Consider the following 13076-nt stretch of genomic DNA (forward strand, 5'->3'; position numbering starts at 1 on the left):
CTTTTTATTACCTTCCACTTCAGATTCAACGTATTAGTAATGCTCAGCGCGGTTCAGCTTAAACACTGCCATGCTTTCCGCCAGCAGCTGTGCCTGCTCTTCCAGAGAACGCGTGGCCGCCGTGGCCTGCTCGACCAATGCCGCATTCTGCTGCGCAACCTGATCCATCTGCGTAATCGCCACATTCACCTGTTCGATGCCGTGCGTTTGCTCAGTAGTTGCGATGGAAATTTCGCGCATCAGGCTGGTCACCCGCGTCACTTCGCTGGAAATCTCAACCATCGTATCCGCCGCAGATTTCACCATCGCCGAACCTTCCGACACGCGGCTTTCTGAATCACCGATCAGCTCTTTGATTTCGCGGGCGGATTGCGCACTGCGCTGCGCCAGACTGCGAACTTCACCGGCCACCACCGCGAAACCGCGCCCCTGCTCACCGGCGCGGGCAGCTTCCACTGCGGCATTCAGTGCCAGAATGTTGGTCTGGAACGCAATGCCGTCAATCACGCTGATAATGTCACCGATACGTTTCGAACTGTCGGTAATACCCTGCATTTTATCCATCACTTGATGCACAACTTCGCTGCCTTTATCGGCAATCACGGATACGCTTTGCGCCAGCTGATTAGCCTGCTCGGAATTTGCCGCGTTCATGCGCACCGTTGATGTCAGCTGTTCCATACTGGCGGCGGTTTCTTCAAGAGAGGCGGCGGATTCTTCCGTGCGTTGCGCCAGATGAACGTTACCGGCGGCCAGTTCGCGGGAGCCGACATCAATCTGATTCCCGGCATCGCGGACGCGCCCGACCGAGAGCACCAGCGAATCCTGCATTTGTTTCATGGCCTTCAGCAGACGTCCCATTTCATTATTACGTGAATCATCGATTTCATGCGTCAGATCGCCTTTGGCAATAAATTCGAGCTGTGCGATAGAGAAATTCAGCGGATGCATAATAATTTTTTGCAGGGCGAACCAGGCGATCAGCGCAATCGCCAGAGCGATAAGGAAACCGACAACAATCACGGTCACCTGAATGCGGGCATTTGTGCGTGCCTGTGCAATTCTTTGGGCCGTGTTATCCGTGGCATACGCCCGGAAATCGGCCAGCGCTTTGTCGTAAGCATTACTGTAAGGCGTGATTTTATTTTCCAGTACGTCGTAATAACCGTCGGCGCTTTGCGCCTGGAGCGCAGCCAGAAGTGGCACCAGGCCGTTAGCCTTATACGCCTCGTAGCTTTTACTGACCGCCGCCGATAATTCGCGGCCTCGCACGGTGTCATCCTGAATACCGTTGAATTTCGTCAGGTCTGCATCGGCCTGTTTGATGTATCCGGCAATCCGGTCGGTGGTGGATTTGGCGTCGTCCATCATACCGATTTCAAGCTGACGAACCGCAACACCGCTGGCAACACGCGTGCGCAGCGAAAAACTGTAGCTGTCTGCCAGCGATCCCAGTTCATCTCCCTGAAGCTGGTTAATTTTCTGTAGTGAAGTGGCACTTTGCCGGATGGCATTGGCGCCAAGGACACTCACCAGCAACAAAATCAACGTCATCACGACCAGTAAGCCAATCAGACCGGCTTTTACGCTCAACTTATTCAACATACGGTGTTATCCAGCTATTCAGGTGAAAAGGAGAAACTGCGAATGAGGTAGGGATCAGGTTTGCCTGATTTTTTGTATGAATATTGTTATCGGCAATCCATCGAATCTCTTGATAAGAAAAGCAAAAACAGGCAGTTACACGGCAAAGAGGCGCATGCGTAAATTTTACTGCCGATTCTGGAGATTTTGCCGATCTTCAGCAGCAGGTCATGCCGGCAATTAGGCAAAGGCGATACGACGAAAAGGGCGGGAAATCACGGGAGAGTTGGCTATAATGTGCGGCACTCTATTCCTGGTTCAATGAAGGAAACCAACAATGAGCTTACTGAACGTGCCGGCAGGCAAAGAACTGCCAGAAGATATCTACGTTGTTATCGAAATCCCGGCAAACGCGGATCCTATCAAATACGAAGTTGATAAAGACACTGGTGCACTGTTCGTAGACCGTTTCATGTCTACTGCAATGTTCTACCCTGCGAACTACGGTTACATCAACCACACCCTGTCTCTGGACGGCGACCCGGTTGACGTACTGGTTCCAACACCATACCCGCTGCAACCAGGTTCTGTGATCCGCTGCCGTCCGGTTGGCGTTCTGAAAATGACTGACGAATCTGGTGAAGATGCGAAAGTTGTTGCGGTTCCGCACACCAAACTGAGCAAAGAATACGATCACATCAAAGATGTGAACGACCTGCCAGAGCTTCTGCGCGGCCAGATCACTCACTTCTTCGAGCAATACAAAGCGCTGGAAAAAGGCAAATGGGTGAAAGTTGAAGGTTGGGCTGACGCCGCTGCTGCAAAAGCTGAAATCGTGAGCTCCTTCGAGCGCGCTAAAAACAAGTAATTGTTTTCTGCGACACGAAAAAAAACACCGTCCACTGGACGGTGTTTTTTTATGTATAACGCGTTGGCTAGCAACGACTATTTCTGACGACCTTTCTCAGATTACTCGCTGACCGGTTCGTTACGCTTCACCCAGTCGCCACCCTCAATTCTCGGCACACCATCCAGTGAGCGAATGTAGAGGTAAATCCAGGCACTGCCGTAAGGCGTCGAGATCAGCTCGCGACGATAATCTTTCGTATTACTTTTCAGCTCATCCAACTCAGCCATGATTGACGAGTTAATGCGGTAAACTTCGCAATAGACCTTCCCGTCCCCTGGAATGACTGCCGGGTAATGCCCCAGATTATAAAGCGCATACCCTTCCAGCTCATGGTCACCCAACCATTGAGCATTCGTCATCCAATGACTGTTGCCTTGCTTGCGTCGCAGACTACCGTAAACAATTATTCGCATGTTTATATTCGTATAGTAAAAGTCACATGAATTAAAACTCAAACTGATAGAGCAAATCCAATGCCTGATCGATGCCCGATACAGCCTGCAGGTAAAGCTTCGGCATCAACCGATAGCGCAATGTCAGGGTTGCCAGCGAGTCAAATATCCCGACACCATATTTCACCTGTAAACCCGGTAAAACATAGCCACTGACCACGACCTGAGAACTGTCTCCCACGCCCTGAGTATCCAGCGCCAGATTGCTGACGCCAAATGCCTCGCCGATTTTACCCACAAGTTTACCACTTTGCGCAACCCCTAACCCGATAAGAGCTGAGGTCATTGCGCCGCTGTCACCGCCAGAATTGTCTAATCCTTGCCCGCGAAGCAGGTAGGACAAGGCTTCCTGCTGCGACATCGCCGGATCTGAGAATATTTCAAGTTTAGGTGCATCAGCCTCGCCGGTAACGCGTAAACCGGCCACAACGTCATTTTCTGTCGCTTCAGGGTTACGGATGGCTTCCAGATTCAGCAGTGGCTGGTCCGCCGGTCCGGAGAATAACAGCTGACCTTTGCGCACAATTAAGTCCTGACCGTACGCATGGAAACGCCCGGACGGAATATTAATTTGCCCGTTCAGACCTAACCCGCGACTGTCCTGCGCCACTTTCAGCGCGCCTTCCAGACGCGCTTTCAGGCCAAACGCGTCCAGACGCACATCCGGGCCGATATTGACCATCAGATTGCTGTTGATAGGAATCGAAGCCGAAACCGGCGCGATCGGCTGGCGCTGATCGTTAAGCATCACTTCATCCGACGAAACGCCCACGGCGCTTTCCGGCAGTTCCTGCACGGTAATGCGCGCCCACGGAATATCGACGGTGCCGTTGAGGGAGAACAATTGCGGCGTGGCGTCAAACACCAGGTCCGGCGAAACATCCAGCCGCACCATCGGCGGAACCGAAACGCGGACTTTATTCCCGCGCGCGGCAATACGGGCGCGCCAGGCGTTGATTTCGCTCCAGTCGGCGTTACCGTTCAGCTCCAGCTGACCCTGAGCGGTTTTGATGACGCCTTCCATAATCGACGACATGCCGTTGAAGTTGATGTTGATATTGGCATCCGTGATATCGAACGGCATAAATTGCCCGTCGAAATCGACGCCAGTCAGCGCCAGTTTGCCGAAGACCTGCGGTTTTTGCGCATCACCGCCCAACCGCAGATTCGCATTCAGGATGCCGGAGGCTTTCTCGCCATCCATCAGTGCGGGTTGCAGCAATGCCATAGAAATACGGGCAATATTCACGTTCCCGCTGAGATTACGTTTCCCTTGCGGATCGGCGATCTGGATATTGCCGTCGAGCTGGCCGTTGTTGGCAATTTTGATCAGCCAGTCGAGATTTGCCCGCCCATTGTTCAGCCCGGCATTCAGGTTCAGCGTATCGAACGCGACCGGCAGCGGATTCCCCTGCACCAGTTGCTGCACTTTGACGCCTTTGCCCACCAGCGAAACGCTGGCCTGCGGCAGACCGCCTTCGGCTTTCCAGCTCACGTCGGCTTTGCCGCTGAATGTCCCGTTCAGTTGCGTATCGTCAGTGAGGAAAGGTTTGATCATCGCCAGATCAAAGCGGTTCAGCACCACGCTGGCCTGCCCGCTGGCACCGGCATCAATGGTTTTCGGTACACACAGATCTGCATTAGGATTCTGCCAGCAGTGTGGCCCGACGGTGATCCGCTGCTCTTTATTGAAATAATCCAGCGCGATAGAACGGTTCAGACGCCATTGCCCGACCGGCGTATCAAACGACGTATTGTTGATATTGCCTTTCCATTCTTCGGTTGCCCGGTCAAAACTGCCGGTCAGCGCCAGGCGCCCCGAGACCGGTTTGCCCTCCACTTTCAGCGTCAGCTGATGCTGCTTTTCATTGCCTTTGGCTTCCAGATTGATATCCGAAATATCCAGCGCATCCTGTTTAAGCTGCTGGACGCGCACGGCAAGATTGCCCTGAATCTGATCGGTAGAACTGACGTCGCCCTTCACATCCACGCGACGCACCGTCAGCGCCTGCCATTTCAGGCCGGTGGCAGTCAGATCGGCCAGCAACTTCGGCGCTTTCAGATCACCGCGCAGTTGCAGCATCCCTTTCACCACGCCGCCCAGCCCCGGCAATGCGCCATCAAGATGCGGCGCATCTACTTTGGCATCCAGATTCCAGGTGTCGCTGAGCTTGCCTTTCACGTCCAGATTATTGCGACCCAGCTCAAGGTGCAGCTGTGGAATATCCCACTGGCCGTAGCTGTTTCCGCGTACGTTGCCCTGCGCTTTGACTGCGTTTTGTTTGACGTTGCCGGTCAGATCCAGCACCGGAACCTGCATCTGCCACGTGCCGCCATACAGGCTGCCGCGCGTGGTAATTTTACCCTGCAACTTCGCAGGCCAGTCCGGCCACTGTCTGGCGGTGTTAATCCCCGTCAGTTTCAGTTCGCTGTTCCAGCTTATTGCTTTGCTCCAGTCGACCACGCCGGTCAGGTCTGTATTCCCTTCCAGAGCCGCCAGGCGCAGCAAGGTCAGTTTGAATTGCTCCACGTTCCCTTTACCGTCAACGGTCAGCGTGGCGGGCGGGATCTGATCGCCTTTAAAATCAGAACGCAGCGAAAGCGCATAATCCGTCGCTTTGCCGCTGAAATTCAGTTTGAAGCCTTTCACCTGATACTGCGGCGTGCCGGTCAGTGGCCACTGCAATGCATCGCTGCTGAGTTTCAGATCCAGCGGCAGTCCGGCTTCCGCCAGCTGAGTCTGCAACGCCAGCTGAGCACGTACCGGGCCGGAAAGGTTCAGCCCAACATCGAGTTTGTCGCGCAGACCACCGGCGATTTTGAGTTTGATCTTCTCGCCTTTGAGCGGATCGAGATTCACGGCGGTGTTGACCGTCATATCCACCGGCCAGTTTTGATTCAGCGTTGCCTGCCCGATGCCGTCCAGCGAACCCTGTGGCGACCGCACCTGCAATTTATCGAGCTTAACGATCTGATTTTGCGTACTGGCTTTCAGTTCGAAACGGGTGATGAGCACATCGGTGTCACCGGTCAGTCGCAGGTTTTCACCGAGAATTTGCTGAATATCGAGATCGACCGGCAGACGGAAATCCGGTAATTCAGGCAGCAGCGGTTTGGCAAACAGCTCCTGTAAGGTTTCACCCAGTGGCTTTTCAGGTACGACAACGGCAGGTTCTGCCGGTTTTCCGGTGGCCTTTTCGACCGCTTTGTCCTGCGCCGCCTGAACAACTTCCGGTAACGGATTGACCGGCGTTTTCGGCAAGGCAATCAGCAACCCGCCGATGTGCGTTGGCATCAGCTGAATCGCCCGCCCTTCCCAGTGCGCGCCGGTGCGGAATGACGCCAGAGAAATCGCCCGGTCATCGAGCGTCACGTTGATATTATCCAGCGTCAGCACGCGCAGCGTAATCGGATACGGCGTGCTGAGATTGGTCAGCGGCTCGCTGTTTTCTGGCTGAGGTTGCTCTGCCGCCGGCGTCATTTCTTTGGTGTTCACCACCACATTGACGTCTTTCACGCGGAGCGCGTTCACGCACAGCGCGCTGTTTTTCAGGCACGAAAAATCGAGCGAAAGATGGAATTCTCCCGCTTTCACGTCAACACCCGGCATTTCGTAATGCACGCCTTGAAGGGTCAGATCGCGCCATCCGCCTTCCGTGCTGGCGATATTCAGCCCCGGCACGAAGCGGTTCGCGCCATTGATCATCAGATGCAGACCGGTTTGCGTACCGACTAAAAACGCCACCAGACTGATGATCAGCAGCAGGAAGATCAGGAAACCCAGGCAGATTTTCTTAAATAAACTCATAATTCCGGACCTAAACCGATGTAGAACTGCAATCCATGCTCATCTTTGTCGCCAACGGGGGCGGCAACGTCTAATTTCACCGGGCCGATCGGTGAAGCCCAGCGCACGCCTACGCCCGCACCGGTTTTGAAATCATTTTGCGTGATGTCGTTCACCGCTTCGCCGGAATCGACAAACACCGCGCCCCACCATTTTCCGGTCACGTTGTACTGATATTCCACCGAACCGGTGCCCAGATACGAGGCGCCCGTCAGTTTGCCGTCATCATCGCGCGGGGAAATGGATTTGTATTTGTAACCACGAATGCTGCGGTCGCCACCGGCGAAGAATCGCAGGGACGGCGGCACGCGCTCGAAGTCGTTGGTTTCAATCCAGCCCAGATTGCCGCGGAATACGAAACGATGTTTTTCGGCCAGCGTGCGGATCCAGACGTTCTGTGCCTGAATCACGGCGAAATCGACGTCCGAGCCCCAGGTAGTGTCCGAGACATCCAGAGAATAACGTTGGGAATCGCCCCAGGTCGGCATCAGTCCGCCGCGCTGACGCGTACGGTTCAGGCTCACACCCGGATAAATCAGCATCGTCGTGTTAGTGACGCTGCCTTGGGTAAAGTGGTCGAGGCTCCAGCGCAGGTTAACAGCGTGCTGCCAGCCGCTGGACAAATCCCAGTAACGGGCCAGATTCACCGTGGTGGAATCGGAGTTGGTGTCGTTCAGGTCTTCACGTTTGAAGCCGCCCTGAACCAGGTAATACTGTTCGAGCGGCGATTTCAGCAGCGGGATTTTATAGCTGAGATCCAGCGACTGTTCAGGGCCGGAAAGCGTCGTGGAGGTTTCAAAGCTCTGACCACGATCGTTAACCCACGGTTTTTTCCAGTTAGCCGTCAGACGAGGACCGATATCCGTGGAAAAGCCGACACCGGTTTCGATCGTATTTTCGGTACGCGGTGACACCAGCGCATTCAGCGGCAGCGTTTTTGTGGCTTTGGCATCAGTAAAATCTGGTGACACAACGACTGAGTTAAACCAGCCGGTAGCGGACAGGCGGCGGTTAAGCTCGGCCAGTTGCGCAGACGTGTAATAATCACCCGGCTTAAATGGCACCAGATTTTGCAGATATTCATCGCGGATTTGCGAGCCCTGATAATGAACGCCGCCAAAGCGATAGCGGTCACCGCTGTCGAACTGGATATCCCAGAACGCTTTGTGCTCATCTTCAATCACGCCCAGCTGGCTTTTGCGCATATTGGCATCGAAGTACCCTTTGCGCACGGCCTCGCCGGTCAGAGAACTTTTAAAACTGTCGTAGGTGCCGTGGTTCAGAATGGTGCCTACCGCAGGAACCTGCTCTTTCTTCAGTTTCTCAAACTCATCATCTTTGGCCGCCTGCCCTTCAATGACGACATTCGTGCCAGCGATTTTTACCGGCGTACCCGGCGTCACTTTGGCAATCAATACCGGGCGGCCCGGCGGAGGGGTTTCGCGGTAATCGAAATCGATTGTTGGCGAATAATAGCCTAATGGCCGCAATCCCTGCTCAATGGCGGCGCTGACACGCGCGCGAAACCGCCCGTTAGCCCCGACTTCATCACTTTGAATTGAAGATAAGCGAACGCGAACGTTCCTTTCCAAATCGCCATCCAGGCCTTCCAGCTGCAAACGCACTTTCGCTGCCATGGAGAGTGAGGGGGCCAGCAGTACACATAACAAACCCAGTTCACGATATCGTGGCACACGCACTCCTGCTAATTTTGCTTTCCTGTTAAAAAATTCGTTACCCGTCGGGGTAGTTCTGCTCGTTTCTGGCAGATTCATCTTTCCAAAGTCAGATGACAGCATTTTAGTGCTAATCCCCTGAAAATGTTCAACGACGAAGCAACGTTCCCCGTATTGTGTGCAAAGACGCAATCAGATACAACTAAGAGTGGCCTGTTGGTCACTGATATTCACTAAGACCTTTTGTTACAAACCTTGTTCATTAAAGCAACAACTGGAGTTTTCCGTGGTGCAACTTTCCGATAAAGCGCAGCCCGTCAGTCATGAGGATGCGTTACCTGGCCGTACAACCCCGATGCCGGTTGCAACGATTCACGCAGTAAACGGTCATTCAATGACGCATGTGCCTGATAATATGGAAGTCGCCATCTTTGCGATGGGCTGTTTCTGGGGCGTTGAGCGTTTATTCTGGCAACAGGATGGGGTTTACAGCACAGCCTCCGGTTACAGCGGCGGTTTCACACCGAACCCGACTTACCGCGAAGTGTGTACCGGCCAGACCGGCCACGCCGAAGTTGTCCGCGTGGTGTTTGATCCGGCGGTTATCAGCTACGCGAAGCTGCTGCAAATTTTCTGGGAGAATCACGATCCGGCTCAGGGAATGCGTCAGGGCGGCGATATCGGGACACAATATCGCTCTGCTTTGTATGTGCTGAGCGCAGACCAGCAGGATCAGGCGCTGGCCAGTCTGGCGAGCTTCCAGCAGGCGATGGATGACGCGAACGATAAGCGCACCATCACCACGGAAATTGCCGAAGCCCTGCCGTTTTATTATGCAGAAGACGATCATCAGCAATATCTGTATAAAAACCCGGAAGGCTATTGCGGATTAGGCGGCATCGGCGTCTGTTTACCGCCGCAATAATGCGGGATTTTTAAGCGCTGGCGGCAGTCTCAGTGCTGCTGCTATACTATGCGGGTCACAAATGTGGCCCTTTAAAACTATTTCTGGCAATTATCTTTGTTTTTCATCCTTACGCTTTTTTCTTATGAACTGCTTTTTACGGCTTCATTTAAAAAGATGTTCTTTTAAGCAACAAAAATAATGAGAGCCTTTCCCTGCCGGTTTACCCCGGTGTTAAACGGATAGATTATGTTAAACAGTATTTTACTGATTCTTTTACTCATCGCGATCAGTGCATTTTTCTCGCTGTCAGAGATATCGCTGGCGGCTTCCCGCAAAATTAAACTTAAACAGTTGGCAGACGAAGGAGACGTCAATGCCGCACGCGTAATGAAATTACAGGAAACCCCTGGCCTGTTCTTTACGGTGGTTCAGATCGGCCTGAATGCCGTCGCCATTCTCGGTGGTATCGTCGGCGATGCCGCGTTCTCCCCCGCTTTCCAGACTTTCTTTGTTCGCTTTATGTCGCCTGAACTGGCGGATCAAATCAGTTTCATCTGCTCATTCGCACTGGTCACCAGCCTGTTTATTCTGTTTGCTGACCTTACGCCGAAGCGCATCGGTATGATTTCACCTGAGTCGGTTGCCGTCCGTATAGTCAACCCGATGCGTTTCTGTCTGATGATTTGCCGCCCGATGGTCTGGTTCTTTAACGGCATGGCGAACATGATTTTCCGTCTGTTCAAACTGCCGATGGTGCGTAATGACGACATTACGACTGACGACATTTATGCCGTGTTTGAAGCTGGTGCGCTGGCTGGTGTGCTGCGTAAACAGGAACATGAGCTGATTGAAAACGTATTTGAACTCGAATCGCGTACCGTTCCGTCGTCCATGACCTCGCGTGAAAGCGTGATCTATTTTGACCTGCGCGAAAGCGAAGAAAGTATTAAAGAGAAAATCGCCACGCATCCGCATTCCAAATTCCTGGTCTGCGATGGTCATATCGATCAGGTCGTCGGCTACGTCGATTCCAAAGATTTACTGAACCGCGTGCTGGGCAATCAGAGCCTGATGCTGAGCAGCGGCGTGCAAATCCGTAATGCGCTGATTGTGCCGGATACCCTGACGCTTTCCGAAGCGCTGGAAAGCTTCAAAGCGGCAGGCGAAGATTTCGCGGTGATCCTCAACGAATACGCGCTGGTGGTGGGCATTATCACCCTCAATGACGTGATGACGACGCTGATGGGCGACCTTGTGGGCCAGGGCATGGAAGAACAGATTGTGGCCCGTGATGAGCATTCATGGCTGATTGAAGGCGGTACACCAATTGAAGATGTCATGCGCGTGCTGCATATCGAAGAATTCCCGCAGTCCGGCAATTATGAAACCATCGGCGGCTTCATGATGTTCATGTTGCGTAAAATTCCAAAGCGTACGGATTTCGTGAAATTTGCCGGTTATAAATTTGAAGTCGTGGATATCGATAGCTACAAAATTGATCAGCTGCTGGTGACCCGGATTATCGATCAGCCTGCTGCTCCGCTGCTGCCAAAAACGCCGCAGGAAATTAAAGACGAGAAGAAAGCACAGGCGTAGCGCCATTCGTTCTTTGTTCTCCGGAAAGACAAACGGCCCCAAAAGGGGCCGTTATTGTTTGCGCAAGCTGCTCGCAAAAGGCGGCAGCGACAACCCGCAGGGCTGTCAGCCCATTTCCGCCTGCAGGTGCGTCACCTGGCGGTTAACTTCAGACATCACGCTGAAATGGCGCTTATCCCGGACCTTTGGCAACAGAATTTTGCCTTGGTCAAACTCGAACGCGCCGACGTCTTTAATATACAAACGCCCACGAAACAGTGTCTTGACGTACTTTGCGACTTTCATCGGATTGTAACGCTGGAAGATTCTCATTTTTCTACTTTTCTCCGTTAAATCACTGCATGCACCAGCCACGTCGCAAGGCGACAGATACTGGGGCAGAAAAAGGTCGATTGCAGTGAAGAGACCTATAACATAGCAGGGCAGTCAGGTATTGCCAGTGTATTTAACTGCTTTTACATTGCTTTTCAGTATTGTCTTAAGTCTTGACGCTAAATGGCAGTATAACCCTGCTTTATGTGGCAATTTTGTAACCAGCAACACAAATTTAACAACCCAACAGGACAGACCACTTGGGCGATCCTATGATGGAGTGGACTGTTCTTTTGCGCCCCGGAGAATCTATGCTTTTAAGAAGTCTTTTAGTGATCACTTTTATGACATTTTCGCTTTTTGCATCCGCCCACAATTTCACTGTCGGGCAGCGCGTGGCTCCCGTCGGTGTAGACGATAAAGGCGAGCTTAATGATGTCAATGACCAGTTTAGCTACAGCAAATGGAACAGCGCGAAATTGCCGGGCAAAGTCCGCATCGTGCAGCACATGGCGGGCAGAAGCAGCGCCAAAGCGCTCAATGAACCGCTGATCAGCGCCATCCGCGCCGCAAATTTGCCGCACGATCGTTACCAGACCACCACTATCGTTAACACTGATGACGCAATCATCGGCACAGGCCTGTTCGTGCGTAAAAGCATTGAAAGCGGCAAGCGTGAATTCCCGTGGTCACAGGTGATTGTCGACAGCAACGGAGCGGTGAAAAAAGCATGGGAGCTGCAACCGGAAAGTTCGGCGGTCGTCGTGCTGGATAAAAATGGCGTGATCAAATTTGCCAAAGACGGGCAACTGACGCCGCAGGAAGTGCAGCAGGTGATTACGCTGGTGGATCAGCTGGTGAAAGCGTAATAAAGAAAACCCCGGCGTGAAACCGGGGTTTTAATATCAGAAGAGAGAAACCCGGAAGCCCGGATTCAGGAAAGACTCACGCGGTGTATACGTCAGCGTCTGCCCTTTCCAGTCATGCACCTGCGCACCGGCGGCCAGCGCCACGGCGTGCCCGGCGCCAGTATCCCAAATATTGGTCGGCCCGAAGCGCGGATAAAGCTGCGCAGAACCTTCAGCCACCAGACAGAATTTCAGCGATGAGCCAATAGCCACGGTTTGATGTTCGCCCAGCTGCGCCAGATAATCCTGCAATTCCGGGTCATTACTGAAATGTGAGCGGCTCACAACCACCAGCGGCGGATGCGCTTCGAGCACCTGAATCTGCCGGCGTTCGCCCTGATCTTCCTTCCACGCCTTGCCTTCGGCTGCGCTGTACATCACCTGGGTTACCGGCACATACACCACGCCCAGCACCGGAACACCGTCTTCGATCAGCGCGATATTCACAGTGAATTCACCGTTACGCTTCAGAAATTCTTTGGTGCCGTCCAGCGGATCGACCAGCCAGTAACGCGTCCATGTCTGACGCTCGCTCCAGCTTTGCGGATCCTCTTCCGACAACATCGGCGTTTGCGGATCCAGCTTTTGCAAACCGGCCTTAATCACGTTATGCGCCGCAATGTCAGCCGCCGTGACCGGTGAATCATCTTTTTTATGACGCGCATCGAGCGGCTGCTCGCCATCATAGACTGCCATAATGGCATCGCCCGCCTCGCGCGCTAACTGACAAATTTGCTCTAACATCTTTTACCTCAATGCTTTGATTCTCATTTCTCAAGCCTAGTTTTTTTTACCGTGAATAGCCATCCCGTAATGTTACCGGGCCAGCGTATTGACGGTTTAAAGACGCCATAAAGTTGTTACAACTCACATTTATTTATGAC

10 protein-coding genes are annotated in these 13076 nt (G+C 53.1%); 4 read left to right on the forward strand and 6 right to left on the reverse strand.

Features of this window, described 5'->3' with window-relative positions:
* Positions 1-33 precede the first annotated feature (33 nt).
* The gene (locus IV433_RS09000) at positions 34-1605 is read right to left on the reverse strand and encodes a methyl-accepting chemotaxis protein (protein WP_195813586.1); all 1572 of its coding nucleotides are present in this window, start codon (positions 1603-1605) and stop codon (positions 34-36) included.
* A 316-nt stretch (positions 1606-1921) separates the two neighbouring features.
* Here IV433_RS09000 and ppa point away from each other — a divergent pair, with 316 nt between their 5' ends.
* A complete protein-coding gene (ppa, locus tag IV433_RS09005) occupies positions 1922-2452 on the forward strand; it encodes an inorganic diphosphatase (protein ID WP_152325307.1) in 531 nt (176 codons plus the stop codon).
* Between the two features lie 101 nt (positions 2453-2553).
* On the opposite strand, the gene IV433_RS09010 is transcribed toward ppa, so the two are convergent.
* From IV433_RS09010 to tamA, 3 genes are read right to left on the reverse strand one after another with little or no spacing between them, the layout of a single operon-like run.
* Positions 2554-2907, reverse strand: coding sequence for a gamma-glutamylcyclotransferase family protein (locus IV433_RS09010; protein WP_104923512.1), 354 nt, complete (start codon positions 2905-2907; stop codon positions 2554-2556).
* 31 nt (positions 2908-2938) lie between these two features.
* Positions 2939-6754, reverse strand: coding sequence for an autotransporter assembly complex protein TamB (gene tamB / locus IV433_RS09015; RefSeq protein WP_195813585.1), 3816 nt, complete (start codon positions 6752-6754; stop codon positions 2939-2941).
* Complete coding sequence (gene tamA / locus IV433_RS09020; protein WP_229893307.1) at positions 6751-8430, reverse strand: autotransporter assembly complex protein TamA; 1680 nt, start codon at positions 8428-8430, stop codon at positions 6751-6753. Before tamA ends, tamB begins: the two co-directional genes overlap by 4 nt.
* Positions 8431-8755: 325 nt before the next feature.
* On the opposite strand from tamA, the gene msrA reads away from it, so the two are divergent.
* Entirely contained in the window at positions 8756-9394 is a 639-nt protein-coding gene (msrA, locus tag IV433_RS09025; RefSeq protein ID WP_195813584.1) for a peptide-methionine (S)-S-oxide reductase MsrA, read from the forward strand.
* A 228-nt stretch (positions 9395-9622) separates the two neighbouring features.
* A complete protein-coding gene (locus tag IV433_RS09030) occupies positions 9623-10972 on the forward strand; it encodes a hemolysin family protein (protein ID WP_152325310.1) in 1350 nt (449 codons plus the stop codon).
* 105 nt (positions 10973-11077) lie between these two features.
* Here the strand turns inward: IV433_RS09030 and IV433_RS09035 are convergent, their stop codons facing one another.
* Positions 11078-11284 (reverse strand): DUF1107 domain-containing protein, encoded by a 207-nt coding sequence (locus IV433_RS09035; RefSeq protein WP_013573785.1) that lies wholly within the window; start codon positions 11282-11284, stop codon positions 11078-11080.
* Positions 11285-11595: 311 nt separating this feature from the next.
* On the opposite strand from IV433_RS09035, the gene IV433_RS09040 reads away from it, so the two are divergent.
* Positions 11596-12153 carry a YtfJ family protein gene (locus tag IV433_RS09040; RefSeq protein ID WP_195813583.1) on the forward strand — a complete coding sequence of 186 codons (558 nt, stop codon included), beginning with the start codon at positions 11596-11598 and terminating at the stop codon, positions 12151-12153.
* Between the two features lie 36 nt (positions 12154-12189).
* On the opposite strand, the gene cysQ is transcribed toward IV433_RS09040, so the two are convergent.
* Positions 12190-12936 carry a 3'(2'),5'-bisphosphate nucleotidase CysQ gene (cysQ, locus tag IV433_RS09045; RefSeq protein WP_195813582.1) on the reverse strand — a complete coding sequence of 249 codons (747 nt, stop codon included), beginning with the start codon at positions 12934-12936 and terminating at the stop codon, positions 12190-12192.
* Between the last annotated feature and the right edge of the window lie 140 nt (positions 12937-13076).

Source organism: Rahnella laticis, from assembly GCF_015644585.1.
GTDB classification, from domain to species: domain Bacteria; phylum Pseudomonadota; class Gammaproteobacteria; order Enterobacterales; family Enterobacteriaceae; genus Rahnella; species Rahnella laticis.